This window comes from Chryseobacterium sp. JAH (assembly GCF_001507335.1).
In the GTDB taxonomy this organism is placed as follows: Bacteria; Bacteroidota; Bacteroidia; order Flavobacteriales; family Weeksellaceae; genus Chryseobacterium.
Window position 1 is genome coordinate 675,429 of sequence record NZ_LMAH01000002.1, and the last position, 26,890, is coordinate 702,318.

Annotated in this window: 24 protein-coding genes and 5 tRNA genes; 10 read left to right on the forward strand and 19 right to left on the reverse strand. The window is 34.5% G+C overall.

The genetic code is table 11. The features are described 5' to 3' along the window. Positions 1-37 precede the first annotated feature (37 nt). The 7 genes from AR685_RS06715 to AR685_RS06745 form a co-directional block, all read right to left on the reverse strand. Positions 38-802 (reverse strand): TatD family hydrolase, encoded by a 765-nt coding sequence (locus tag AR685_RS06715; protein ID WP_059124095.1) that lies wholly within the window; start codon positions 800-802, stop codon positions 38-40. Between the two features lie 5 nt (positions 803-807). Next, complete coding sequence (locus AR685_RS06720; RefSeq protein WP_059124096.1) at positions 808-1,320, reverse strand: DUF4269 domain-containing protein; 513 nt, start codon at positions 1,318-1,320, stop codon at positions 808-810. A 6-nt stretch (positions 1,321-1,326) separates the two neighbouring features. Further along, positions 1,327-2,277, reverse strand: a complete 951-nt coding sequence (locus AR685_RS06725) for a GSCFA domain-containing protein (RefSeq protein WP_059124097.1) — start codon at positions 2,275-2,277, stop codon at positions 1,327-1,329. Positions 2,278-2,372: 95 nt separating this feature from the next. Beyond that, the gene (locus tag AR685_RS06730) at positions 2,373-3,344 is read right to left on the reverse strand and encodes a polyprenyl synthetase family protein (protein ID WP_047442485.1); all 972 of its coding nucleotides are present in this window, start codon (positions 3,342-3,344) and stop codon (positions 2,373-2,375) included. A 101-nt stretch (positions 3,345-3,445) separates the two neighbouring features. After that, positions 3,446-4,588 carry an inorganic phosphate transporter gene (locus AR685_RS06735; protein ID WP_047442484.1) on the reverse strand — a complete coding sequence of 381 codons (1,143 nt, stop codon included), beginning with the start codon at positions 4,586-4,588 and terminating at the stop codon, positions 3,446-3,448. Between the two features lie 19 nt (positions 4,589-4,607). Continuing rightward, complete coding sequence (locus AR685_RS06740; protein WP_047442483.1) at positions 4,608-5,246, reverse strand: DUF47 domain-containing protein; 639 nt, start codon at positions 5,244-5,246, stop codon at positions 4,608-4,610. Between the two features lie 396 nt (positions 5,247-5,642). Further along, on the reverse strand, positions 5,643-7,358 hold the full coding sequence (locus AR685_RS06745; protein WP_047442482.1) for a DEAD/DEAH box helicase: 1,716 nt from the start codon (positions 7,356-7,358) through the stop codon (positions 5,643-5,645). Between the two features lie 376 nt (positions 7,359-7,734). Here AR685_RS06745 and AR685_RS06750 point away from each other — a divergent pair, with 376 nt between their 5' ends. The 3 genes from AR685_RS06750 to AR685_RS06760 all read left to right on the forward strand — a co-directional run bounded on the left by AR685_RS06750 (position 7,735) and on the right by AR685_RS06760 (position 10,873). Further along, positions 7,735-8,403, forward strand: a complete 669-nt coding sequence (locus AR685_RS06750) for a DUF2461 domain-containing protein (RefSeq protein WP_082671896.1) — start codon at positions 7,735-7,737, stop codon at positions 8,401-8,403. 190 nt (positions 8,404-8,593) lie between these two features. Further along, positions 8,594-9,388 (forward strand): FkbM family methyltransferase, encoded by a 795-nt coding sequence (locus AR685_RS06755; RefSeq protein WP_059124098.1) that lies wholly within the window; start codon positions 8,594-8,596, stop codon positions 9,386-9,388. 6 nt (positions 9,389-9,394) lie between these two features. After that, positions 9,395-10,873 (forward strand): lipopolysaccharide biosynthesis protein, encoded by a 1,479-nt coding sequence (locus AR685_RS06760; protein WP_059124099.1) that lies wholly within the window; start codon positions 9,395-9,397, stop codon positions 10,871-10,873. On the opposite strand, the gene AR685_RS06765 is transcribed toward AR685_RS06760, so the two are convergent. From AR685_RS06765 to AR685_RS06780, 4 genes are all read right to left on the reverse strand, one after another. Beyond that, positions 10,866-11,909: a glycosyltransferase gene (locus tag AR685_RS06765; protein WP_059124100.1), complete on the reverse strand. Its 1,044-nt coding sequence runs from the start codon at positions 11,907-11,909 to the stop codon at positions 10,866-10,868. The two genes, AR685_RS06760 and AR685_RS06765, sit on opposite strands and share 8 nt — an antisense overlap. Before the next feature lie 104 nt (positions 11,910-12,013). Next, positions 12,014-12,868 carry a glycosyltransferase gene (locus AR685_RS06770; RefSeq protein ID WP_047442477.1) on the reverse strand — a complete coding sequence of 285 codons (855 nt, stop codon included), beginning with the start codon at positions 12,866-12,868 and terminating at the stop codon, positions 12,014-12,016. Positions 12,869-12,921: 53 nt separating this feature from the next. Next, the gene (gene aspA, locus AR685_RS06775; protein WP_059124101.1) at positions 12,922-14,322 is read right to left on the reverse strand and encodes an aspartate ammonia-lyase; all 1,401 of its coding nucleotides are present in this window, start codon (positions 14,320-14,322) and stop codon (positions 12,922-12,924) included. A 71-nt stretch (positions 14,323-14,393) separates the two neighbouring features. Further along, positions 14,394-15,419, reverse strand: a complete 1,026-nt coding sequence (locus AR685_RS06780; protein ID WP_059124102.1) for an N-acetylmuramoyl-L-alanine amidase — start codon at positions 15,417-15,419, stop codon at positions 14,394-14,396. Positions 15,420-15,556: 137 nt separating this feature from the next. Between AR685_RS06780 and AR685_RS06785 the strand changes: the two genes are divergently transcribed. The 3 genes from AR685_RS06785 (at position 15,557) to AR685_RS06795 (ending at position 15,837) form a co-directional block, all read left to right on the forward strand. Beyond that, positions 15,557-15,643: transfer RNA gene (locus AR685_RS06785), tRNA-Ser, on the forward strand. Positions 15,644-15,657: 14 nt separating this feature from the next. Beyond that, positions 15,658-15,732 (forward strand) — tRNA-Pro (locus AR685_RS06790). A gap of 31 nt (positions 15,733-15,763) precedes the next feature. After that, positions 15,764-15,837, forward strand: a tRNA-Arg gene (locus AR685_RS06795). 55 nt (positions 15,838-15,892) lie between these two features. Here the strand turns inward: AR685_RS06795 and AR685_RS06800 are convergent. Beyond that, positions 15,893-16,264, reverse strand: a complete 372-nt coding sequence (locus tag AR685_RS06800; protein ID WP_131777602.1) for a hypothetical protein — start codon at positions 16,262-16,264, stop codon at positions 15,893-15,895. 168 nt (positions 16,265-16,432) lie between these two features. Here AR685_RS06800 and AR685_RS06805 point away from each other — a divergent pair. After that, positions 16,433-16,507: transfer RNA gene (locus AR685_RS06805), tRNA-Pro, on the forward strand. Positions 16,508-16,536: 29 nt separating this feature from the next. Beyond that, positions 16,537-16,610, forward strand: a tRNA-Arg gene (locus AR685_RS06810). Positions 16,611-16,715: 105 nt separating this feature from the next. On the opposite strand, the gene AR685_RS06815 is transcribed toward AR685_RS06810, so the two are convergent. After that, complete coding sequence (locus AR685_RS06815) at positions 16,716-17,564, reverse strand: bifunctional helix-turn-helix domain-containing protein/methylated-DNA--[protein]-cysteine S-methyltransferase (RefSeq protein WP_059124156.1); 849 nt, start codon at positions 17,562-17,564, stop codon at positions 16,716-16,718. A gap of 177 nt (positions 17,565-17,741) precedes the next feature. On the opposite strand from AR685_RS06815, the gene AR685_RS06820 reads away from it, so the two are divergent. Further along, positions 17,742-18,404 carry an HAD family hydrolase gene (locus AR685_RS06820; RefSeq protein ID WP_059124104.1) on the forward strand — a complete coding sequence of 221 codons (663 nt, stop codon included), beginning with the start codon at positions 17,742-17,744 and terminating at the stop codon, positions 18,402-18,404. 131 nt (positions 18,405-18,535) lie between these two features. Here AR685_RS06820 and AR685_RS06825 read toward each other — a convergent pair whose 3' ends face one another. From AR685_RS06825 to AR685_RS06835, 3 genes are all read right to left on the reverse strand, one after another. Beyond that, the gene (locus AR685_RS06825; protein WP_047442472.1) at positions 18,536-19,927 is read right to left on the reverse strand and encodes a decarboxylase; all 1,392 of its coding nucleotides are present in this window, start codon (positions 19,925-19,927) and stop codon (positions 18,536-18,538) included. A gap of 118 nt (positions 19,928-20,045) precedes the next feature. After that, on the reverse strand, positions 20,046-20,675 hold the full coding sequence (locus AR685_RS06830; protein WP_059124105.1) for a thiamine diphosphokinase: 630 nt from the start codon (positions 20,673-20,675) through the stop codon (positions 20,046-20,048). Next, positions 20,665-21,234: a cob(I)yrinic acid a,c-diamide adenosyltransferase gene (locus AR685_RS06835; RefSeq protein ID WP_059124106.1), complete on the reverse strand. Its 570-nt coding sequence runs from the start codon at positions 21,232-21,234 to the stop codon at positions 20,665-20,667. Before AR685_RS06835 ends, AR685_RS06830 begins: the two co-directional genes overlap by 11 nt. Positions 21,235-21,675: 441 nt before the next feature. Between AR685_RS06835 and AR685_RS06840 the strand changes: the two genes are divergently transcribed. Next, positions 21,676-22,173, forward strand: coding sequence for a DinB family protein (locus AR685_RS06840; RefSeq protein WP_047442469.1), 498 nt, complete (start codon positions 21,676-21,678; stop codon positions 22,171-22,173). A 197-nt stretch (positions 22,174-22,370) separates the two neighbouring features. Here AR685_RS06840 and AR685_RS06845 read toward each other — a convergent pair whose 3' ends face one another. From AR685_RS06845 to AR685_RS06855, 3 genes are all read right to left on the reverse strand, one after another. Next, positions 22,371-23,471 carry a linear amide C-N hydrolase gene (locus AR685_RS06845; RefSeq protein WP_059124107.1) on the reverse strand — a complete coding sequence of 367 codons (1,101 nt, stop codon included), beginning with the start codon at positions 23,469-23,471 and terminating at the stop codon, positions 22,371-22,373. Continuing rightward, complete coding sequence (locus AR685_RS06850; protein ID WP_047442467.1) at positions 23,472-24,425, reverse strand: helix-turn-helix transcriptional regulator; 954 nt, start codon at positions 24,423-24,425, stop codon at positions 23,472-23,474. A 231-nt stretch (positions 24,426-24,656) separates the two neighbouring features. Then, on the reverse strand, positions 24,657-26,381 hold the full coding sequence (locus tag AR685_RS06855) for an ABC transporter ATP-binding protein (RefSeq protein WP_052187744.1): 1,725 nt from the start codon (positions 26,379-26,381) through the stop codon (positions 24,657-24,659). Positions 26,382-26,890: the final 509 nt, after the last annotated feature.

Here is a 26,890-nt window from a genome sequence, read left to right on the forward strand (position 1 = left end):
GAGTGTTTTCGAAAAAATCAAAAATTCTGCTGATCATTTATTTATTAAATAATTGCTTTGCATTCTCAGTCGTAATCCTGTCAATCTCGGCAAAATCTTTTTGATAAATATCAACCAATTTTCCCGCAACCAAATCCAGATAAGAACTTTCGTTTCTTTTTCCTCTGTATGGAACAGGAGCCAAATATGGAGAATCTGTTTCCAAAACGATTTTGTATAAAGGTATCTCATGTAAAAACTGATCGATTTTTCCGTTTTTGAAAGTCACTACTCCACCGATTCCTAAAATAAAATTTAAATCTATGGCGTGTTTTGCCTGTTCAAGATTTCCCGAAAAACAGTGGAAAATCCCTCTTAATTTCGGATGTTTTTTTCTTTCTAAAACTTCAAATGTTTCGTCAAAACTTTCTCTTGTATGAATCACGATTGGTAAGTCTTTTTCAATTGCCCAATCAATTTGCTGTTCAAAAGCTTTAACCTGAATATCTAAAGTTGTTTTATCCCAATACAAATCAATCCCAATTTCTCCGATAGCCGGAAAACTCCTTTCATCAAGGTATTTCTTTACAATTTCCAGTTCATTCTCCCAAGTTTCAGGTTTTACATAACATGGATGAAGTCCCATCATTGAGAATATCTGATTCGGATAATCTCTTTCAAGCTGAAGCATTTTCTTGTGGGATTCAGAATCAATTGCAGGAAGATAAAACTCCGTAATTCCTTTTTCTAAAGCTCTTTGAATGGCTTCTTTTCTATCTACATCAAATTCGTCTGAATATAAATGGGTATGTGTATCAATCATCGTTTTTAAAATTTTAATAGATCTTCATAAGGATTTTCTAAATTCAGCAACATTCCAAAAGCAGGTTCTGTTTTGATTCCTTGTTTTTTCAATTCTATTATTTTTTGCTTAAAATCTTCTCCTTTTTCCAATAATATTTTATGTTCTGCAATCATGTGTAAATAGGCGTTTTGATGAGTTGTTGGTTTGTTTTGTCCAAAAATTTCGATTGGCAAACCTTCAAGTTCAAAATTACAATTCGTTGATTCTATTTTGTTGATTATAGCTGTTTCAATTTTTAAATCTAAATCTGAAAAGATATTGGTTAAAAATTTTGAAAATTCAAACTGTTCCTTAACCTCGCATACAATATCCAGATCGCTTCCTTCAACATCAATTTCTATCGGAATTGTTCCTGCTAAAATCGGAGAAAAATCAGATAATTTCTCAAATATTCTGTATTTTGTAAGAACTTCATAAGCTCTTTTCTGTCTATCATTTCCGTTCCTGAGATAATCAATTTTGCTAAAGTCAGTCATCCGAAATCAGAATATTTTATGTTTCGTTTTCTGCTGCTGCATCGTCATTCTTTCATTAAGTTTTTCTCTGAATTCAATGTATTTCGGATCTGTCTCATCATCAGATCTGTGTTCTAAAGCTTTTTGAATTTTAAAATTTTCTTTAATAAAATCTTTAGTTTCCTCAGAAAAATAAGCATTCCCAAATTTCTCAAAAATATAATTGACAGCCTGCGCATTCGGATGAATCATGTCTTCCTCATAAAAACGGTAATCTCGAAGATCATCCATTAAAATCTCGTAAATTGGAAGATAATGACAGTTTTCTATTTCTGAAATCAACTCATGAATGGCCGTAATAAGTTTCGATTTGCTTACTTGATTCTCAATCATTCCGTCTTTGGTATGACGGACAGGTGAAACAGTAAACAATATTTGAAGATCATCTTTGCAGATATCCTTAAGATTTAAAATTGTGTCATAAATAGAATCTGTGAGCTCTTGATGAGTCAACAATCTTTTTCCAAAAAACTTTTGTGGAATTTTATGACAATTGGCAACGAGCTTTTTCTTAGGTTCAAATTCATAGATGAATGAAGTTCCGTAGGTAATAATCACCCAATTTGTATCCTGCAGAAACTGATTTCCTTCAATAATTTTTGAATTAATTTTCTCTAAAGTCTGATGAATAAATCTTGTATCGAAACTCGAATGATGATCAAGCGAAATATACTCATCATTGAACGTGATCAGTTCTTCTTCTTTATAAAAGTCAGAATCATGAAGTCTTTTGATAGAATTGTTAATCGAATATGGATTGAATAAAGTCCCGAAAGGATTGTTCACGGTCTGTAATTGTCCCTTATCAAACAATTCAGACATCTCAGAAGAGAAGCATGATCCTACTGAAAATATTTTATCTTCAATTTCAATCTTTTTTTCAGATTCAGCGATATTTACTTCGGTCCGGAATTTCATTTTATTACTTTGAAAACCTGAGAATGTGTCAATTTGAAAAATTACTATGATTCAATTGATCATTTTTTATATTTTCAAATTGACACATTTTCAAATTAACTTTCTCTTCTTAAAAGATAGTTTGCCAATTCAGCAAATGGTTTTTTCTTTTCTTCAGGAATATCAATTTTCGCAAGATAGCTTTGACCGATTTCGTTATGCTTTTCAATCAAACGTAACGCTTTCTCGTCAACCTTTGTTCTTCTGAAAATCTTTTCAACACCGTACACTTTATCGATGTTATCTGTTTTTTTTGAATACCAGTAATCCAATTCTTTTTTCTCCTCTTCAGTACCATGTTCTTTGGCTAAAAGATAAAGAACAGTTTTCTTATTTTCATAAATATCTCCTGCATGCTTTTTCCCAAATTGTGCCTGATCACCGAATACATCTAAATAATCATCCATAATCTGGAAAGCAATTCCGATGTGTTTTCCGAAATTGAAAATCGCTTTTGCATCTTTAAACTGCGCTTTTGCAATCAACGCACCAATTTCAAATGAAGAAGCACTCAAAACTCCAGTTTTATAGGTAATCATTCTGATATAATCATCAAAAGTCACATTTTCCTGAGTTTCAAAATTGATATCGTATTGCTGGCCTTCACATAAAAGCAGACCTGTATGAGTGAAAATTCTGATGCACGCTTTGAAAATATCTGGTTCAAGATCTTCGAAGAATTTATACGCTTTCAGCATCAATCCATCACCTGAGAGAATTCCCACATTGATTCCGTGTAAAGTATGAATCGTTGGTTTGTTTCTTCTTAAAGGTGCTTCATCCATAATATCATCATGAATCAAGGTAAAATTATGAAAAAACTCAATGGCCAAAGCGGGCTTTATGGCCTGTTTCATATCACCTCCGAACAAGTCACATGCCATCAACACCATAATCGGACGAAGACGTTTTCCTCCGTGTGAGATGATGTAATTCATCGGTTCGTACAATTCTGCGGGTTTATCTTTGAACGTGTATTTGGTAATGGCATCAGCAACAATCTGTTGGTAGGTGTCTAAGAATTCCATAAAAGTTTTTAATTTGAACAAAAATACGATTTTTCGAGGGGTTGTAAAACAAAAAACTTTGCCTGTTTAGACAAAGTTTAGTGATATTATATTTTTTTTAATTAAGCTAAAAAGGTCACCGCAAGATAAGTAATCGCAGCAACAATTGCTGAAATAGGAATGGTTAAAACCCAAGCCCAAAGTAAGCTTACTGTAATTCCCCAACGTACTGCAGAAACTCTTTTAGTTAAACCAACACCGATGATTGAGCCGGTTATTGTGTGCGTTGTAGAAACAGGAATTCCAAAGTGATCTGTAATGAATAATGTGATTGCACCAGCAGTTTCAGCACTTACTCCTTCCAACGGAGTCACTTTCGTAATTTTCGTCCCCATTGTTTTGATAATCTTCCAACCTCCACTCATTGTACCTAAAGCGATCGCAACGAAAGAAACTAACGGCACCCACATATAATGCTCTGCAAAATAATTAAAACGTTCAGCAGATTCAATATTTAAATAAACAGGATCCTGAAGCATATTTACGTGGTAGTAGATCAATGCCGCACCGATGATCCCCATTACTTTCTGAGCATCATTCAAACCATGTCCTAAACTGAACAAAGCAGATGATACTAACTGTAATCTCTTGAAAGATTTATCAGCTTTATGCGGATTTGATTTTTTATACAGATGTACAATAATTAAGGTAATGATAATTGAAATGACCATCCCGATAACCGGAGCAAGGAAAATAAACAGGAAAATAGGAATTACCTTGCTGAATTTCACAACATCCTGACTGGCAACTTTAGAAAAAGTCTGCTTTAAAGTTTCAAACATCCCTAAATCTGGAGTGGCAGCTACAACTTCACGGTAATCCATTAAGAAGGCGTGCATCAATGCAGCTCCCAAGAAACCACCAATCAATGTGTGAGATGATGATGAAGGAATTCCGAACCACCATGTCAAAAGATTCCAAGCAATAGCAGCGATCAATCCTGAAAAAATCACTTCCAGCGTAATAAAGTTTTCATTGACGGTTTTTGCAATCGTGTTACCGATTTTAAACTCACCAATGATATAAGCTGCGATAAAGAAAGCTGCAAAATTCCAAACTGCTGCCCAAAGTACCGCCTGAAACGGAGTTAAAACTTTTGTAGAAACAATCGTCGCAATAGAGTTGGCAGCATCATGAAAACCATTAATATAATCGAAGATTAATGCCAAAGCAATAATAACCGTAAGTAAAATAGGAAAATCCATTTTTTGTTATGTATTGTTTTTAAGCGTATTTAATCATGATGTTTTCAATCGTATTGGCAACATCTTCTGCTTTGTCGGTTACGATTTCAAGGTAATTTAGAACAGATGATATTTTGATGATATTGATGGCATCATTCGTTTCGAAAAGCTCTACCATAGAGTTTGAAAGAAGATCATCAGCAATATTTTCTATCGAATTTACTTTGATACAAGCTTCTTTTACCTGCTCCATGTTTTTGAAACCTTTAAGGTTTTTCATGGCATTCTGAATTTCAAGACAAGCCTTGTGAATCAACAATGAAAAGTCTGCATAAGCCTTCATCATCGGAGATTTGTACAAGAAAATATATTTTGTTGAAGCGTAGATATAATCTGCAATATCATCAAGACCTGTTGCAAGCGTGTGAATATCTTCACGGTCGAAAGGTGTGATGAAGTTTTTCCCCAATTCAATAAAGATCTCGTGAGTAAGCTCGTCATTTTTGTGCTCGTAGTCGCTCATCAGTTTCAACATTCCATCGTCGTTCAGATCAAAATCTTTTACTCCGTGGTTGAAATCATTAGACATCGCAACTAAATTCTCTGTTACTTTTTCGAAAAGCACAAAGAAGATTTTATCTTTTGGCTGAAATGCGTGGAAAATATTACCAATTGCCATTTGTAAATTGTATTTAATTTATTCGTGTGCAAATTTCTTAAAAAAGCATCTTAACAAAAAGCATCTAGCATTAATTTTTGTTAATATTGGATTAATATTTGTTCACATCTCAACCACACATAAAAAAACACATCTCAACAATCTGTAATTCAATTGTTTAAATAAAAAAAAGAAGACGACATTTATTCGCATTTAATTAACTAGTGTTTCTCAGAAAGTTTAATTTCAGCACAAAATCCACTATTTCTTTTGACCATTAACTGTTTTGAGCATGCTAAAACATTTGTGTATTTCGAATCAACGATTTGATGACGAAATTTCTCAAAGGACCGATAAAATTAAAGACAAAAAAAGCCGACAAAATTGTCGGCTCAAATTATATGTTAAGTATTAAGATTAGTTCGCCTCCTCAGCTCTCATATCTTTTCCTTTAAATTTCATTGATTGAATATTACCTAAAAGCTCGTTGCTGTAAGATTTTTCAACTTCAAAGAAAGAGAATTTCTCAAGAATTTCGATGTTTCCGATCTCAGCTCTCTTACTTCCTTTGCTTGATGTAGCTTTGTTAATGATTTCCAATACATCTAATTTTTTCAACTGGTCTTTTTTACCAAGGTTGAAGAAAAATCTGGTCATATTCTCATCTCTGTGTCTTGGCTTACCACCACGATCTCCTCTTCTCTCACCTCTGTCGCTACGATCTCCTCTGTCACGATCTCTTCCTCTGTCGCGATCTCTTCCACCTCTACTGTCTCTATCTCTTCCACCTCTGTCATCATCTCTGTTGTTGAATTTCTGATCCACCAGATCCTGTTTGTCTTTATAGTACAAAGCAAGGTCTTTCAACTGGAACTGTAGCAACTGTACAACCAATTCTTCTTTTGTGAAATTACTTAAATCAGGAACAAGACTTTGATCAAATTCAAAGATGTTTTCGTGCTCTGTCATCAGTTTTTCAAAAACTCCTGTTACCTGAGCCGAAATTACTTCGTCACCTGTAGGAATTTTCTTTTCTATGATGTCAATTTTCGTTGTAGATTTGATCTGCTTCAGCTTTCTGCTTTCTTCAGGCTTGATCAAAGACATAGAAATACCGTCTTTTCCAGCTCTACCTGTTCTTCCGCTTCTGTGTACAAAAACTTCAGGATCATCAGGTAAAGAGAAGTGAATAACGTGCGTCAAAGAGTTTACATCTAAACCTCTTGCAGCAACATCAGTCGCAACCAAAATATCGATATTTTTCAATCTGAATTTCTTCATTACCGTATCTCTCTGCGCCTGAGAAAGATCACCATGAAGAGCATCAGCTGCATAACCGTTCTGCATTAAAAAGTCTGCAACCTCCTGAGTTTCCATTCTTGTTCTACAGAAAATAATAGAATACTGATTAGGGTTTGCATCAATAAGTCTTTTAAGAGCTTCTTTTTTGTTACGGTAACCTACCACATAAAATTCATGCTTGATGTTCTTTTTAACTTCGTTAATAGAACCCACAGAAATACGGTGAGGAGTTGTAAGGTAACTTTTAGAAATTCTTTCTACTTCTTTGCTCATCGTCGCCGAGAACAAGAAAGTTTGTTTTGTTTCAGGAGTTTCGCTCAAAATTGTTTCCAATTCGTCTTTGAAACCCATAGATAGCATCTCATCTGCTTCATCCAAAACCAACCAGTGGATTTCAGAGAAATCAAGAGCTTTTCTGTTGATCAAGTCGATCACCCTTCCCGGAGTACCCACAATCACTTGTGGCTTATCTCTCAAAGAACGCATTTGATCCGTAATACTGCTTCCACCATAAACTGCTGTAGTTTTGATGTTTTTCATGTACTTCGAATAGTTGTTAATGTCTTTTGAAATCTGTAGACATAGTTCTCGTGTCGGGCAAAGCACCAAAAATTGGATTTTGCGACTCGTATCGTCAATCATGTCCAAAATCGGAAGCGAAAACGCTGCTGTTTTGCCTGTCCCTGTCTGCGCAAGTGCGATTAGATCGCGAATATCTGATTGAATAAAAGGGATAGTCTGTTTTTGGATTTCTGTCGGGCTTTCGTAACCCAGTTCGCCAATGGCCTTAAGGATATCAGGACTTAAATTGGTCTCCGTAAATAAATTCATTAATTGATATAAAATTTTTGCAAAGATACAACTAATTATTGGATAACGCTTTATCTAATATTAATGATTTGATAATTTTACTTTGGAAAAACCCAAGTATTTTTAAATTTACGCAAAAAAAGGATAAAAATTTTATTTTAAATTTAAACAAGTCTCAAATACATTCTATTTTATCGATTTATTTGAATTTTTCATTAATATTTATGAATCTTTAAATAATATAAAATAAATGCATTTCCCACCAATGCACAAATTATAATTGATGTCTGTTTTACAAATCATTCGAGCATTGCTTAGTGCGAAAATTCAAGGTCTCTACAGCGCAAAAACTAAAGTATGCTAAGATTTTTTTTTAAATTTGAATAAAATAAAAAACATGTCTGCCATAATCACTAATAAAACATTTGAATTCCTCAACAAACTGAAAAAAAACAACAATCGAGAGTGGTTTAATGAAAACAAAAATCTTTATACAGAAGCACAATCGGATGTTTTAAATTTTATCGAAAGTCTTATTTCTGAAATAGGAAAATATGATGAGAACCTATTGAAGATGGATGCCAAAAAATCAATGTTTAGAATCTACAGAGACACTCGATTTTCTAAAGATAAAATACCTTACAAAACAAATTTCGGAGCCTCACTAGGAATGGGAAAAGGTAATCAAAAAGGTGGATATTACTTTCACCTAGAACCAGGAAAATCATTTATTGCAGGAGGAATTTATATGCCGGAACCTTCTACTTTAAAAGCAGTACGCAAAGAAATTTCTTTATATGGAGATGATTTTCTTACAATATTAAATGACAAAAAATTTAAGAAATTATTCTCTGGACTGAGTGAAGACGACAAGTTGAAAAAAATTCCGCAGGGCTTTGAAAAGGAAGATCCTATGGGAGAATTTTTGAAGTTAAAAAGCTTTATTGTCGTTTACAATTTAAAAGACGAAGAAATTATCAACAAAAATGCAGCAGCCAATCTTTCAAAAATATTCGAAGTAATGAAACCCCTGAATGCTTTTTTAAACAGAGCTCTTGATTCTTAACAGAAAATTGAGACCAGGAAATATCAGAATATGGTACGACAATATTTTTACACAGGAGCTGAAAAATAGTTTACAATAATCTTTCAAAATAAATACCTGACAAAAACATCGTTGCCCGCTTACTAAAATAAAGCAGCAGATTAAATTGTCTCATTTTTCAGTATCTTTGTTCGCTTAAAGTTTTGTCAAAATGTCCTTATACCAGCAAATAGCCGAAAAACTACAATATATCAGTCCGAGTTTCTATAAACAGAGGTATTTTAAAAGTTTAAAAAATCTCACAAAAGAAAATTTTTCAGGTCGCAACGTTGAGCCGGAGCTTGTTTGGATTAAAGAGTATTTGCAGAACGACGCCGTAATCTTAGATATCGGAGCCAATGTAGGAACTTTTCTTTATCAGTTTGAAAACAAGCTGAAACACCAAAACATTTACGCTTTCGAGCCCAATAAAAAACTCAATATAAGACTGAAAAGACTTTTCCCTTCGATGAATATTTTTTCAGTGGCGCTTTCTGACGAAAATACGACTGCACAATTTAAAGTTCCAATCATTAAAGGAAAAATGGTTGCTTCAAGAGGAACCCTGAATACTTCTTACAAAGAAAAAGACGAAGAAAATTCTTACACAGAAACCGTAGAAGTGGTAAAACTGGATGATTGGACGAAATCTAAAAACATTCAGAAAATAGACTTCATCAAAATAGATGTCGAAGGAAATGAAATGAAAACTCTTTTAGGTGGAAAGAACACCATTCAGCAATTCAAGCCAACTTTGATGGTTGAAATGGAACAAAGACACCACAACCAGCCGATTTGGAACAAAATTTCAGAAGTGGAAAATTGGGGATTCGAAGCCAACTATCTCAACAGAAAGACATTTACCCTTGAAAAATTAACTGAAGAAATTTTACTTACAAACATCAGCGACGAAAAAAACAAAACCGACTACATCAATAACATTATCTTTATCCCGAAAAATCATTAAAATCTTATGAGTGTAGTTGCAAGACAAGGTTTTAAGTATTCGATAATTGGGTATTTAGGTTTTCTAATCGGAACCATTTCAGCGATTTTTATTTTCCCTAACGATTTTGAATTTTACGGAAAACTGAGATATATTTTACCAACCGCAGAAATGTTGGTTCCGTTTGTTGTTTTGGGTATTTCTTATTCTAATGTGAAGTTTTTCCACAAAGTAGAAAAGGATGGAAAAAAGCAAAATATGCTTTCCCTTTCTTTGGCCGCGATTCTGATTAACTTCTGCTTGTTTTCAATTGTCTTTTTTATTTTACCATACATTTTTCCTAATTTTAAAAATACCGAAGCCTGGAAAATTAAGGAAGTCATTCTTCCAATGATTTTACTTCTGTCATTCTGTACCATTTTCAATAAATATACTTCCAATTACAAACGAATCGTTGTTTCTAATATTTTCGATAATCTATTTCCGAAAATTGCCAATCTCGGAGCATTCTGTCTGGTTTTTTACTTTGCATTATCACAACAGATTGCCTACGCATTTTTCTTCGGAATGTTTGCCTTAATGCTTACAGGCTACATTTATTACACCAACAGGTTAGAAAAAATCAATCTTGATTTCAGCACAGAATATTTCAAAAAAGACGATTTCTGGAAAGAGTTTTCAAGCTATAGTTTTTTCGGTTTTTTAGGGACGTTCGGGAATTATTTAGCAATCAACAGCTTTATGATCGGCGAGTTTTTAGGAATGGAAGAAAACGGAATTTACTCAGTTTTGTATGCTTTGATTTCTTTAATATCTATTCCACAACTAGGATTATTTAACATTTCTGCACCAATCATCAGCAAAAACCTTGCAGACGGTGACATGGAAGAGCTCGACAGGTTTCATAAAAAGACATCTCTTTCACTGTATTTTCTTGGAGCCGTATTGTTTTCCTGTATTATGGTCGGTTTCCCTTTCCTTACGCATTTTATGCCCAAAAACGGTCTGCAGCTTCAGGAGTACACTCCGGTTATTTGGATTTGGGGCTCCGCTGTTCTGATTGATCTCGCAACAGGTTTTAACGGTAACATTATTTCGCTTTCGAAGTATTACCGTTTCAATATTTTGGTTATGCTTTTATTGGCAGGATTAACAATCAGCTTAAATCTATATTTCATTAACAATACTGAGCTCAAACTCATGGGAATTGCTCTGTCTACAGCAATTTCGCTTACGACGTACAATATCATTAAAATCATTTTCAATTATATCATGTTCAAGGTATCTCCGTTGAGCATTGAGATGATTTTCGTTTCGATTATCTGTACATTAGCGATTACAGTTGCCATTGTTTTACCAAATTTTGATAATCAATTCATCAATTTAGTTTACAAACCAGCTGTTGTTCTGATATTGATTTTTATTGGCAATCATTTTACCAAAATATTTCCGGTAGAGCAGTATCTGAATATAAAATTCATTAAAAGTGTCTTGAAATTTAAATAGAAATCAATTGATGTAGAATTACTTCAGCGTCTTTCTGAATTTTTTCTCTACTGAAATCTTGTTGAAAATTGTACTGAAAATTTTTAAGTTTTATAAACTGTTCAATCGCATTTTCTTCTTCCGGAATGATAAATTCAAGTTTTGACGAATAGTTTTTAGGAAAAACTGCAGGTTTACCATACTTGATGGCATCACCTAAATTTCCGGTCATTTTTGTCTTGCCGTAAATTTCTTTATTGCTGAAAAATTCTGTTTCCCTCTGAATAGGACACCAGAGAACATCAGCTTTTCGCATCCACTGATCGAAGTTTTCAGGAGAAACTCTTTCTGAGAAATACGTAATATTGATATTTTCGAGAGAGCGGCCAAGATTTATAATTTGTCTTAATTCATCTCCTGTCGCTTTTCCCAAAAAAACAAAAGTTAGATTTTCTTTATTATCGCAATTCTGAATGGTTTCAATAATATGCTTATAATTTCTTCTTTTCTGAGAAACTCCACCCGGAATTACAATAATTAAATCTTCATTTTTAGTTTTTTCAAAAGATTTCGTATAAAAAAGAGGCAGAAATTCAAACTGAACAGACGAAAATTCCTGATCAAGAACCAACTGATGTTTAGCTTTTGCGTACGTTTTATTTGCATAAAAAAGACCTTCTTTCCACCATAACTTCAAGCGGTAAATCAAATCATTTTTAAAAATATTTTTAATTAAATCTGATTTTGAAATTTTAGAAAAATTCAAATTATGAACAATAACCGAAGTATTATATTTCTCGCTTATGGCCAAAAAAGTATTGAAATAACGGTGAACCGTTCCAATGATCACTAAATCATATTTCTTTGTTGACAATTGATCTAGAATCATGGAAGAGTCTGATATATGAACAACCTCTTCTCCTTCTATAATTTGATTTTTAATCTTTTCAGAAAAATAATAATCTACAGAAAATTCTTTGGAATCATGCAGTAAATCAATAAAATCCTGTGCAATTTCTGCGTGGGTGTCGATTTCTATGTAGGCTATTTTTTTCAATCTAAAATTTTAAGTTTCGGCTAAGCCAAAGTAGATAATTTGCTTTAAGAAAACGTACTTCCCTCGACTCGCTCAGGATATGTCCGTTCTTATTCAATTTGAATTTACATCTTAAACCATTTCTTTTTGAACATACTCCAACGCTGCTCATTAATGATCTTCTGCTCGTTTTTTGAAATCTTCAACTCCAGATTTTGAGATTTGCACTTTTCGTACGAATTTATGATCTGAAACAGAAACGAGGGCGACTTTATTTTCATAGACTCCTTTGCCGCTGCAACATAAGTAAGAAATCGGTTTAATCCTAAAAAATAAAAATATCTACCGTAATAATCTGCAGGCTTTATCGTGTAATCTGCACCTTTTACTTTGATTAATTTCACATGTAATTCAGGTAAGACAATTTCTTCCCAACCTAAATTTTTAAGCAAAATAGAATCTATATTGTCCCAGCCTAAAGTCTCTCTCAAACCTCCAATAACTTCAAAACATTCTTTCCGGTAAGCTTTCATCGGGCCACGAACATGATGTTTATTGGAGTTGCCTTCATATACCCAATCCCCATTTTTTTCAACATAGAGTAAACCACCGACCAATCCGTATTCCGGGTGATTGACAAAAGCCCTCTCTACTTCAAAGAGATAGTTATCATTTAAAATAATATCGGCATCAAACTTACAGATGATATCAAAATCATCGATATTTTGAGTTTTTAGCCCATTTTTAAAAGCATTCACCACTTTTGAACCTGGCTGATGAGCAGATTTTTCGAGATCAATGGTTGCAAAACGAGAATCTGCATCTGTATATTTTTTGATGACTTCAGATGTTTTATCGGTTGAACCATCGTTCACAATCACTACTTTAAAATCCTTAAAAGTCTGTTGTTGTAAAGAATCTAGCGTGAAGGGAAGATGATCCTGTTCGTTGTGCGCGGGAATGATGATTAAAAATTTCAAATCGACTATTGAATTATTCTGTTGTGAAACGATTGAGTGATGTAAAAATTATATTATTTATTGTGCGGTCTCAGCATATTCTTGGGATCAAGAATTTCATCCAATCTCTCCTGAGAAAGCAGCATTTTTTCTAGCACCAGGTTATAGACGCTTTTTCCGGTCTCTAAAGCTTCTTTTGCGATCTGGGTAGATTGTTTGTAACCAATGTAAGGATTAAGCGCAGTTACAATACCAATGCTGTGTTTTACCATATTCAGACAAACCTCCTTGTTGGCCGTGATTCCGACCACGCATTTTTCACGAAGCGTATCGAGCGCGTTGCAGAGGAAGTGAATATTTTCCATAATGGCGTGTGAAAGAACAGGCTCCATTACGTTTAGCTGCAACTGTCCGGCTTCTGCAGCGAAAGTAACCGTCAAATCATTCCCAATTACTTTAAAGCAAACCTGATTAACCACTTCAGGGATTACAGGATTCACTTTTCCGGGCATAATGGATGAACCCGGCTGCATAGGTGGCAAATTGATTTCAGATAACCCGGCTCTCGGTCCTGAAGACAGTAATCTTAAATCATTACAGATTTTTGAAAGTTTCAAAGCCAAACGCTTCATCGCTGAAGAATATATGACGTAAGAACCAGTATCTGGAGTCGCCTCAACCAGATCTGGCGCTGAAACTACAGGATACCCTGTAATCTCTGCCAAATTTTTAGCACAAAGTGTGGCGTACCCTACCGGAGCATTGATTCCTGTGCCGATTGCAGTGGCGCCCATGTTGACCTCAACAAATAGATTAGCATTGTTGTTTAATTTAGAAATATCTTCTTCTAATGTGGCAGCAAAAGCTTCAAACTCCTGCCCCATCGTCATCGGAACCGCGTCCTGAAGCTGCGTTCTACCCATTTTGATTACATCCTGAAACTCCACGCCTTTTGCCCTAAAAGCTTCAACAATTTTTTTCAGTTTTTCAACTAAAGTTTCGTTCATCTGCAACAATCCCATTTTGATGGCCGTAGGATAAGCATCATTCGTAGACTGTGAAAGGTTGATATGGTCATTGGGGGAACAAAATTCATAATCACCTTTATTCTTTCCTAATTTTTCTAAAACTCTGTTGGCAATTACCTCATTAGCATTCATGTTGATTGAAGTTCCTGCACCACCCTGAATCATATCAACAGGAAACTCAGTGTGGAATAATCCGCCAATTAATTCATCGCAGGTTTCAGCTATTTTCAAATACAGATCCTGATCGAGTAAACCCAATTCATAATTGGTTTTAGCAGCTGCCTTTTTCACAAAAGCCAAACCTTTTATAAATTCGTGATATGATGAAAGAAGCTGTCCTGATATTTTGAAATTATTGATTGCTCGCTGTGTCTGAACTCCGTAATAAGCGTCTAAAGGAACATTGAGTATACCCAGTAAATCACTTTCCTGTCTGAAATTTTCCATTAAAATAGTATTAACAGTTTAATTTTATGTAAATGATAAAAAACGCACCATTTCAAAGATGCGCTCACTATTTATTTTGTGGGATATTTTTGATTCAACGACTGCAAAATTGCCCAAGTTTCCGCATCTAAAACACCACTGTAATTTTGTGGTCTGAAGTGATATTGAAGAGCTTCAATTGTTTTTTTTGTAGCATCATCCCATGTTCCGTTTGGCAGGATATCATAACCAAATTTTTGCAAAGCTGTCTGTACGATAAAAATAAATGATGGTTCATTATACTTTGTGTCAATATCGCTCTGAGCTAAAGTAATAAAATTCTGTTTTGTCATCTCATCATACCACATTCCTATCTGATATTCGTCGTATAATTTTTTCCAAGGAAAAAGTGGTCCCGGATCCTGTTTTCTTGTCGGTGCGATATCTGCATGCGCCAAAACATTGGTAGCCGGAATATTATACCGTACCACAATATCTTTTGCCAAAGCGGCTACTTTTTTAATCTGATCATCACTGAAGGATTCAAAAGTTTTCACTCCCGTGGCATCAGCTCTGTAGCCCATGTTTACAATTTCTATTCCTATCGAAGTATCGTTAAGATTCTTATCGCTACGCCATGCACTTACACCGGCATGATAAGAACGTTTGTTTTCGTCAACCAACTGGTAAATTTCGTTATCACCCAAATTGTTCACCAAATAATGGGCACTAACAGACTGCTGGGTAAGAACCTCAATTGATTTATCATCCGGTAAAACCGTATAGTGTAAAATCAGATATTTTTGTCTGAAATTTTGCCCAATTGCAGGGAAATGAGTTTTCACCACTTTGTAGCCTGCAGGCTTTGCAGAAACGATAGAACCGTAGCTAATAGTGTTGTCATTTTTGGTAATATCTGCAATATTCGTTCTGAAAAATTCCACCCCATGCTCTGTTGCCACTTCAGGTTTATTTTTTTCTGTAGGCGCTGGTTTTACAGTAGTTTTTGCTTGTGATGTAGACGTCCTAGGCTTATAAGTGCTTTTCTTTACATTTTTCTGTGAAGTGCACGAAAAAACGAGACTACTTAAGCCGATGATATATAATGTTTTACGCATTAGTTTATTTTTTTAACCGATTATCTCCTCAAAAATACACAATTTTTTTCTGAAAATTATTTGGTAAATAAGGAAATCTATTCTATATTTGCACTCGCAATAACGGAATAGCGATCATTCAAAAAAACGTTATAACAGGAGAGTTGCCTGAGAGGCCGAAAGGACATGTTTGCTAAACATGCGTACTGGTAACGGTACCAAGGGTTCGAATCCCTTACTCTCCGCAGCAAGAAAAATTCGGGGCGTAGCGTAGTCCGGTCATCGCGCCTGGTTTGGGACCAGGAGGTCGCAGGTTCGAATCCTGCCGCCCCGACTGTTTTAGTAATTTTCTCAAAATTACAAATGGGTGCGTAGCTCAGCTGGATAGAGCATCTGCCTTCTAAGCAGACGGTCTCAGGTTCGAATCCTGACGCGCTCACAAAAAAACTCACAATAGAATTGTGAGTTTTTTTTTGCTTTACACTAGAACACTCTTAATACCAAGTCTGAAATCCTTTAATTGTAAATTCTGATTTTAAGAAAATATACTGAGTATTTATTTTTAAACATTTCTGAGAATTCGTAATGTAAATGGATTTATTTTGGAAAAAGAAAAACCCATCTTTCCTTACATTAAAATCACACTCATCAACATTCATTTTTATTAATTCAGCCTTCAAACTTTCACCTATATTTTCAATTCCGTTTTGAGAGTAATTCTTATTGGATGTATGCTCTAAATTTTTAATATCCTTTATTGTTATTTTTGAGAAGGCTTCATATAATTTTTTTTCGACATTTAAATTTATAATAAATGACATTAAAACTATAAATAACAGTGAAAATCTTATTAATATTTTTTTCATTTTTGAAACGAGGTAAATCAATGATTCTTAGCAAGGTAAAGTTAATATTAAATATGATTAAAAATCTTAATTAAAACTTATTTTACATTTTATTTTTTAATTACAAAAAAAACTCTATCTTTGCACCCACAAAAAACAAGGTAATATTTGTTTTAGATGACCTTTTATCGGGGCGTAGCGTAGTCCGGTCATCGCGCCTGGTTTGGGACCAGGAGGTCGCAGGTTCGAATCCTGCCGCCCCGACTTTTAAGTAATTTCACAAAATTACAAATGGGTGCGTAGCTCAGCTGGATAGAGCATCTGCCTTCTAAGCAGACGGTCTCAGGTTCGAATCCTGACGCGCTCACTAAAAAGAGAAATCAGTATTGGTTTCTCTTTTTTATTTCTACATCATGCGTCTCTGCAATATACTTTCCTTTGACCTTACCTCTATAATTATATTATTCAAAAGCTAGTGGCTAGAATAAACCTTCGAACTTTCCCAACCAATTATCAGCTGTTTCCTGTCACTTCCCCACATATAACCTCCTATTTTTCCCGAAGATTGGATCACCCTATGACAAGGAATCAAAAACGCTACAGGATTACTTCCTATTGCTGTTCCCACCGCTCTTGAGGCTTTCGGATTTCCAATTTTATCAGCTAAGTTTCCATAAGTTGATAATTTCCCCATCGGAATAGTGAGTAAACTTTCCCAAACTTTGAGCTGAAAATCAGTTCCTTTCAAATGTAATTTAATCGTATTAAGTTTTGACCAATCTTTAGTGAAAATTGACAGAGCATTTCCCTGAAAACCATCCTGTTTTTCAGAAAAAGAGGCATTGGGAAACTTACTTTCTAAATCTCCAAATCCGTTTTCTTTATTTTCTGTGAAAGCCATATAGCAGATTCCTTTATAGGTAGAAGCTATGATAATTTCCCCAAACGGACTTTTATAAAAACTGTAGTTGATATTTAGATGCTTTCCGCCATTTTTATATTCTGCCGGTGACATTCCTTCAATGTTCACAAATAAGTCATGTAATCTGCTCGTACTTGAAAGCCCGGTCTCTAAAGCTGCATCAAACAGCGTTGCTTTTTCTTCTTTCAATAACTTTTTTGCGTGCCCAAGACTGATGAACTGCAGAAACTTCTTCGGACTTGTTCCCGCCCAATCGGTAAATATTTTCTGAAAATATGCAGGACTTAGATTAACCTTCTCAGCCACCTCATCCAAATTCGGCTGAAGTTTAAAATTACTCTGAATAAATTCAATTGCTTTAGCAATTCTTTGATAATCTATTTCGTCCTGTGTTGGCATTTCATTTATTTTATTGTACAAATTTCCAAAGAAAAACTGAATAAAAAAATCCATTTCCTGCGGAAATGCAATATATCCAGCTTTGTAAACATCGTGATCTTACACCAAATGCTTAATGAATGAACTCTAACCAAAGAAGTTCATAATAAAACTTTATTTTTGCATAAAATAAAGTTTATGTCATTAAAAGCTGTGCTGTTCGATATGGATGGCGTTATTGTAGATACAGAACCCCTGCACAGAAAAGCGTATTTTAAAACATTTAATCAACTGGGAATCGACGTTTCCGAAGAACTTTACACCTCTCTGACGGGTGCTTCAACGAAAAGAGTTTGCGATACTTTAATTGATACATTCAGTCTTTCTCAAACCTATGAAGAAATTGCTGCAATCAAAAGAGCTCATTTTAAAGATTACTTTTATAATGACCATGAATTTGATTTGATTTCTGGAGTAAGAGAATTGATTCAGCATTATTACGAAAACGGAGTTACTTTAATCCTGGCTTCATCAGCAACGATGACCACCATTAATATGGTTTTTGAAAAGTTTGAACTTGAAAAATACTTCAGTGGAAAAATCAGCGGTGCCGATTTAAAAGAATCAAAACCTCACCCTGAAATTTTCATTAAGGCAGCTGAAATGGCAAATGAGTCTATTGACAACTGTATGGTCATTGAAGATTCTACCAATGGAATTTTAGCAGCTCACAGAGCAGAAATTTTCTGTTCAGCTTATAAAAGCTTTCATACCCACAATCAGGACTACAGCCTAGCAAATATGGTGGTTTCAGATTACTCTGACTTGGAAATTGATAAGATTTCAACATATTTCAAATAAAAAGATGGCTCTCACAAATTTGAGAGCCATCTTTTTATACATTTTGACTAAAGCCAATCGAATTTATTATCTTTTATAAAACGGGCTTCCTCCGACAAGCTCAGGATGGCATACCCATTCCATTGAATGATTTAGTATCCTAAAATCTTCAAAATATCTTCAGGTTCCTGTCTTTCTCTAAAGATTTCATATTGGAATTCTCCATTTTCGTCTTTCTGGATCAGAATATGTCTTGGTTGAGGCATCAAACAGTGGTGAACTCCGCCATAACCACCAATTGTTTCCTGATATGCTCCCGTATGGAAAAAACCGATATATAGAGGTTTTGTATCGCTGAAAACAGGTAGATAAATGGCATTGGTATGCTGCTCAGAATTATAGTAATCATCTGAGTCACAAGTTAATCCACCCAAGAAAACTCTTTCATAAGAATCTTCCCAACGGTTTAGAGGAAGCATTATAAAGTGCCTTGAAATCGCCCAGGTATCAGGAAGAGTAGTCATGAAAGATGAATCAATCATGTTCCATTTTTCTCTGTCGTTCTGACGTTTCTGAGAAATGATTTTATATAAATTCGCACCGCTTTCACCAACAGTAAAGCTTCCGAATTCAGTATAAATATTCGGTTCTTCCACTCCTTCTTCTTCACAGAATTTCTTGATCTGAGAAACGATTTCTTCTACCATGTATTGATAATCGTAATCGAAATTCAGAGAAGTTTTAATTGGAAAGCCACCACCGATATTCAGTGAGTTCACTTCCGGAGCAATTTTCTTCAAACGTGCATACACACGAAGACATTTATACAATTCATTCCAGTAATACGCTGTGTCTTTGATTCCGGTGTTGATGAAAAAGTGAAGCATTTTCAACCTTGCGTTCGGATGCTCAGCAATTTTCTGAGAATAGTAAGGGATAATATCTTTATATCCGATCCCTAATCTTGAGGTATAGAATTCAAACTTCGGTTCTTCCTCAGAAGCGATTCTGATTCCGATATCGAAAGTAGTGTCTATACTTTCAGTTAATTTATCAAGCTCTCTGTAGTTATCCAAAATAGGAGTAATATTTTCAAAACCACTGTTGATCATATCTGAAATTTTCGCCAGATAATCATCGGTTTTAAAACCATTGCAGATCACTTCAATATCTTTGGTCACTTTACCTTCGTTGTAAAGAGATTTTACAATATCCATGTCGTAAGCAGAAGAAGTTTCAATGGAAATATCATTCTTCAAAGCTTCTTCAATTACAAATTTGAAATGGCTGGATTTTGTACAATAACAGTATCTGTAGTTTTTTTTGTAATCGATTTTCTCAAAAGCTTCCTTAAACCAGCCTTTTGCTTTCTGAATATTTTGAGAAATCTTCGGGAGGTAACTTACCTTAAGAGGCGTTCCAAACTTTTCAACAACTTCCATCAAAGGGATATCGTGAAAAGACAAATTGTTCTCAGAAACATTGAATTCTTCCGTTGGAAAATACAATGTCTGATCAATAAGTTCCGAGTATTTTATTTTCATTTTTTGACAAGTGAATTAAGAATGCAAAATTGCTAAAAAAGTTTGATTTTTTAGTTTAAATTTTCTTAAAGTTTTCACAGATTTGAAATTAGTAAAATCGTTATTTTCTATGTAAAAATCATAGATAATTTCGACCAACAAACAAGAGTAAATCTCCTTTTTGATATTCAATAGAAACATCATCTTCAACCGCAAAATTTCTCGTCCCGATTCTTGTGGTAATATTCAGATTTTCATTAGTTAATGGCCAGTTCAGACCATTCGTTATTACCCCTTCAACATTCGGAAAAGGATACAGTGAAATGAGTTTATTTTTCACATCCTTTAAAACAATTTTTTTTGGAATAAAAAAATACTCAGAAAATTCATCATGAAATTTGATCTTTAAATTTTCTTTGAAGCTGTAAGCAACCGTGAGATTTCCTAAAAAATGATCCTGCTCTCCTCCACTTCCGCCAAAAACATCGATGTCTTTAAATCCTTTTTCCAAAATAATCTCTAAAGCTTTATGAAAATCGGTTTTTTCCTGATCCGGAGTGTAAATGAATTTATCTTCATATACATTTTCGTCAGCTCCCGAATGCGAGTCAAAATCACCAGAGATGAAATCTAATTTTTCTAAAGGAAAATCAAGCTCTTTCAAATAGTGAAATGCGCCGTCTGTACACGCAATAAGACCGTATTTTTCAGGATTTGGAAATGATTTCGGAGCGTCACCATTAATGAAAAGTAATACTTTATCTTTCATTAGGATTCCAATATTCTTCCGGTTCGTCGTTGATTTTTGAAATATATCTTGCCAAGACGAAAAGATAATCTGAAAGTCTGTTTAAATATTTAATCAACTCAGGGCGCACTTCTTCAGATTCATTTAAAAAAACCAATGAACGTTCTGCTCTTCTGCAAATCGTTCTTGCAGCGTGTAAAAAAGTAGCAGATTTTCCGCCTCCGGGAAGAATGAAATATTGTAAAGGCTCTAATTTTTCTTCAAAAGCATCCATCCAATTTTCGAGTTCTTCAATTTCTGTATCGGAAATAATTAATGGAAGTCGAGATTTCCCGTTCGCCAGCATCAGTTTATCCACTGGAGTTGCAGCCTCTGAACCGACTGTAAATAGATCAAACTGAATTTTCTTCAGTTGTTTCAGGACCTCCTCATCCGTAATATGGCTTTTTGAAATTCCGATAAACGAATTAAGTTCATCAATATTTCCGTAGCTGTCAACTCTCGCACTGGCTTTTGAAACTCTGGTTCCTCCATATAAAGCGGTTTGTCCTTTATCTCCTGTTTTGGTATAAATCTTCATTGGTAAAATATAATTATTCTGAATGCCCAATTAATCACGGCAGTTTCATCTTACTAAATTAGTTTTTTTTACAAAAAGGAAAAAATGAAAACCCAAATGTTCTGAAAAAAACTGAATTCCTAGCCCGGATAGAAGCGGCATCCTTTTTTTCAAAAAAAGATACAGCGGATAGCCGGAATAGCTCCTAAAAAAAACACTTATTACCCATTACTCATAATAAAAGACCAACCCCGAAAGACTGGCCTCATTCAAAATTATTTATCTACCTCTACATATCTACTATTGAAACATTTGTGTATCGGATATCCATCTAACGTGAGAAATATTTAATTATTTGAAAAAAATTAAAATAATTTTTAAACATCAAAAATCCTACTGACAAACTGTTGTCATCGACCTCAATTATCTTTGTCATAAGATTAACAACTTAAAACAAAAATTATGACAACTACAGCAAATGCAACGACACAGTTTATCTCTTCAGCACAGTTATTAGAGCACTGGCAAGGACACAGAAACCTGACAAGAAGAGTCATTGAAATGTTCCCTGAAAAGGAATTATTCGAATTTTCGATTGGTGGAATGAGACCGTTTGCAAAATTAGCAGTGGAATTAATCAGCATTGCAGGTCCGGCTTTAAAAGGAATTGTTGAAACACAAATTGAGGAATTTTCTGAAGAAGCTTTTCAACCGAAAACGAAAGAAGAAATTCTTGCAAAGTGGGATTCTGAAACGGAAGTAATCAATCATTATTTTAATCAGATTTCTGAAGAGCGTTTTCAGGAAACGTTCAACTTATTTGGCCAGTATGAGTTTCCGGTGTATCAGAACATTCTGTATTTTGTGGATAACGAAGTGCATCACCGTGGACAAGGTTATGTTTATCTGAGAGCTTTGGGAATTGAACCACCATTTTTCTGGGAAAGATTTAGTCTCTAATTAAATTTAAAAAAAGCTTTCGGAATTTCTCTGAAAGCTTTTTTTTATTTAAAGATCTACAATACTGCCATTTACAATAGGTTTTACAAAAAATTGCATCGAGAAATTTTCGATTAAATAGCTGTCAGTGGTTCACTGGTTCTCGGTACATTTTTCTACTCTGTGCTGCAAAAATACTCGAACTGACGAGTTGAAATCTAGTCGGGTAATACAGATTGGAAAAATTTTCTGATATTTTCTTTTAGTTTAATAAAAATCTCAGAAGTTCCGAATTCTTTGTTGTCATAGCCAATCGGAAATCCTTTTTCAACATATTCGTTGTTTTTATTTACAGTTAATACCTGAAAATCATTATTAACTTCACCTAAATGATCAGTATGAATGTCTAAAAATTTCACATGAGCATTTTTAGAAAAATCAAGCTTTTTCAGATCAATGCTTTTTACCTCTTTTTTGAGGTCAGAACGAAAAGTAAGACTCATATTTTTCACATCAATCACAGTTTGCCATTCTCCTGCATGAATTGAATTTAAAATATTCCAGGCATACTTAACCGGTTTTTGGTCATATCTGTAGTTTTGCAATAGGTAATACGCACGGTTGTAACGGTCTTCCCATTTTCCCTGCTGGGCAAAATCAAATTTTTCATCTCCGCCCAAGAAATCAAATTTCTGAGCAGTTTGAAAATCTTTTGTGTATTGATTGTTGCATAAAAGTGGCATCGGCATTTCTTTATCCGTAAGCACTTTATATTTTCCGTCAAGCAAAGCGATGGTTGCTGAGTTCCCTTTGGCATCAGTGACAAAAAAATGACTTCCTGCTGCATTAGGCCACCAGTCGATATTCGGTCCATCATTCAAATGATCTACAACTTCTTTAACAGTTTTATATTGATCTAACTGATACTGGATCCACTGTGCCCAAAACATATTCGATTGTTTCGGATTAAAAACTTTCGTGGTTGCTTCGAGATACAGTTCTACAAGAAAAAGTCCTTTTTCATTGACTCCATAACACGGAAAATCATATCCTAAAAGATTAAAAGTGACGGAACCGTATTTTGAAATCCATTGTTTTTTGGAATTTAAATGGTCTGTCGTCAGATTTTCCCAGCTGATATTTCTTTTCTGAACATGCCGCTTGTTGACGACAATCATTCCGGGCATTGTTTTCCAGTTTTCATTAAAACCGACCACGCAATAATCTTTTCCTTTCAGTAAAAATGCTGAGCAGGCCAATGCAAAAGAGGAGTAAGTAAAAGAAATCAACAGTAAACTTCGTAAAAATAGGGTCTTCATTTATTTAAAATCTTTCGCAATTTTAGTAATTAAATTATTCATTTTGGTCTTCAATAATTCCGGTTCCAGAATTGTGGCGTAGTCTGCAAAAGTAATCAGCCAGCGCGGAAATCCTTCGTCGATCCATTCTGTTTCGAAGGTCATTTCTATTCCCTTTTCGGTTTCTTTTTCTTCAATCAATCCATAATAGCTTTTAGAATTGATTAAATAGCCCATTATTTTTTTATCAACCAGCAATTTAACTTTTGTAGTCGTTTTTGAGGCCACCCTTCGATGGTCATTGATTTTTCCATATTCCTGAAAAAAAGAAACTTCTGTTTTTGAAATTTTCAAAATTCTGTCGACCCTGAACTGCCTGAAATCTTTTCTCAGCGTACAAAAAGCCATGATATACCAGTAGGTAAATTCGTAAAAAATTCCAATCGCTTCAATGGTACGATTTGAAACTTGTGCACCAACACTCTGATATTCAATAGAAAGTTGTTTTTTCTCTGCAATACTTTCCAGAATAATCGGAATCACGTTTTTTATGGAATCATCAGATTTTGGACTGTAATCAAAAATATCAATCTGATTTTCAATATTCTGAATTAAATTTTTATCTGAATTTCTTAAGACCGAACGCAGCTTTTCCATTGCAGTTTTATAATGGTTTCCCAAACTTTCATGTGAAAATTTCTGCATCAGTTTTTCAGCCGTAATAAAACTTAAAACTTCTTCTTTAGTAAACATCACAGGCGGAAGTTTGTAGCCTTCCATCAAAGAATAGCCGCTCCCCGCTTCACCCACAATCGGAATTCCCGCATTTTCCAAAGTTTTTACATCACGGTAAATCGTTCTTACACTCACTTCAAATTTCTCTGCCAAATCCTGTGCTCTCACAATCGGTTTTGACTGTAATTGGGTTAGAATTGCGGTGACGCGGTCGAGTTTTTTGAGGTAATGGTCGTTCATTATTATGCAAATGTAATCTGTAAGTTTTTAAACGCAAAGATTTATTTTTTGTGTGATATCTAAAGGAGCAAAGGGTAATTGATAAATTGATTTTAAGATATCTTTTTTCAAGCTTAGGCGACTTGTCACAACCTTTGCTCCTTAAAAATGTGGTGCTTTTAATTAAACTTTGTGTTAATAATGCAACGGAAAATTCCAGTCGTGTAAATTATAAAATGTCAATTGACAAAACTAATTCTTAAAAGAATTTACCAGTTTATCCAGATTTAAGCTTCTCGCGGAAGCATCAAAAATTTCTCTGTACGTTCCGTTCATTTGCACCAGCTCATCATGTGTTCCGCTTTCTACCACTTCGCCCTTTTTCATCACATAAATTTTATCTGAGTCTAAAATCTGTGAAAGTGAATGCGAAATAATCACCACCGTTCTTCCTTCTTTGATGGCATCCAAAGAGTTTTTGATCTGTTCCGTGGCAATGGAATCTAAACTTGCTGTAGGCTCATCTAGGAAAATAATCGGCGGGTTTTTCAAAAACAATCTTGCAATTGCAATTCTCTGTTGCTGTCCACCAGAAAGCTGGGTCGCATCATGTTTATATTTTTCACGAAGATCCATAATCTGATCATGGAGGTATGCTTTTTTTGCAGCTTCCTGAATTTCTTCAAAACTCGCATTCATATTTCCATAGCGGATGTTGTCTTCGATACTTCCCTGGAAAATGTGATTCTTCTGTAATACCAAACCGAGATCATTTCTCAAAAACGAGTTTTCAAAATCATTGAGATCAACATTATCCAAGATAATTTCTCCGGAATCGGGAAGATAAAATTTACACAAAAGATTAATGATAGTAGATTTTCCGGCTCCACTCAATCCGACCAAGGCTGTTGTTTTGCCATTTTCTATGATCATGGAAACCTTGTTTAATGCTTTCGTACCGTTCGGGTAGGTAAAATTGACGTTTTTTAATTCGAAATTCCCCTTGATTTTATTTTCAATGAAATTTCCGTTAGGCTCTTCTTCGTTTTCAGCATTTAGAATATCGAAATATCCCTCTGCATAAATCATCGCATCATTCATATCATCGTAAATTCTGTGCAACTGTCGAATGGGTGCGGAAACATTATTAAATAACATAATATGAAGCATAATGGCACCAATTGTCATTTGTTGATCCAAAACCAGATAAACCGTCAAAAGTATAATCAAAACAACGCCGAACTGTTCGATAAAAGTCTTTAAACCATCATAAATAAAATTGGTTTTCCTTGTAAACATCTGACTGTCCATCAACTTCATCTGAAGATCATACTGTTTTTTTCCTTCAAATTTTTCACGGACAAAACTTTTAATCACCATAATTGAATTGATTAAATTTAAAAGTCCTGAAGTTTTCTGTTCGCGCTGATTTCTCAACTGGCGACGAACCCCACCCAGTTTTTTTGCCTGTAACGAACTGATATAAAAATAAATAGGAACGATAACCGTCGAAACAATTCCTACATACACATTTTGCATATACATGATAATCAAAGCTATAAATGCATTTGAAAATAAGGGAAGCATATCAATAAAGAAGTTCTGAACCAATTTTGTCAGGCTTTCAATTCCGCGGTCTATTCTAATTTGAAGTTTTCCTGATTCATGGTTTTCGTCATTAAAATAAGCAACTTTATAGGTTAAAATTTTGTCGATTGCAGACTGAGCTAAAACTGAACTTACGTTAATCCTTATTTTTTCACCATAAAATTTCTGTCCAAAATTGATGAAAATATTAAGCAACTCTTTCCCTAACAAGATGATAGAAATGATAATCAAAATATGAATCCCTTCATTCATCGGATTAGGCAAATGCGTCAGTTTTGTTACTTCATCAACTGTATATTTTAAAACCAACGGATTGACCTGAGCTGCCAAAGCGCCGAGAAAAGTCAGCAATAGAGTTCCGTAAATCATCGGACGATACGGCTTTATAAAAGGAACTAGCTGTTTGTAGATTCCAAATAAAGTAACGGTTCTGTTGAAGGGTTTTGCCATGAATTGGTGTTAAGAGAAAAACGTACCATTTCCCAGAGAAAAGGTACGTTTTATTATATTTTTCAGCAAACAATTTTGCTTTTAATTTACATTTTATCCTTCGTATACATAGGTCGTCAGATAATGCAATTCAGATTTACTAGCAGCTTTTGATTCAGCCTCTGCTTGCTCCAAAGAATATTGTGAATTGATTTCTTTACGCTGGAAAACAAAAGAATTATTAGCATTTTTATCTACTACATCAGCGAAAATATGTTCGATTTCAGAATTCGCTAACGAAGCAAAGCTGATATCTTCAAAACCATACATCAGTCTTAAATCATCATATTGCGCAAAATTTTCATTCACAAAACTCTGCAGTTGAGATTTAGAATCAAAATTGCCTGCCCAAATATTGTAGGCGTACGTTTTCTTGCTCGGTTTGTCGA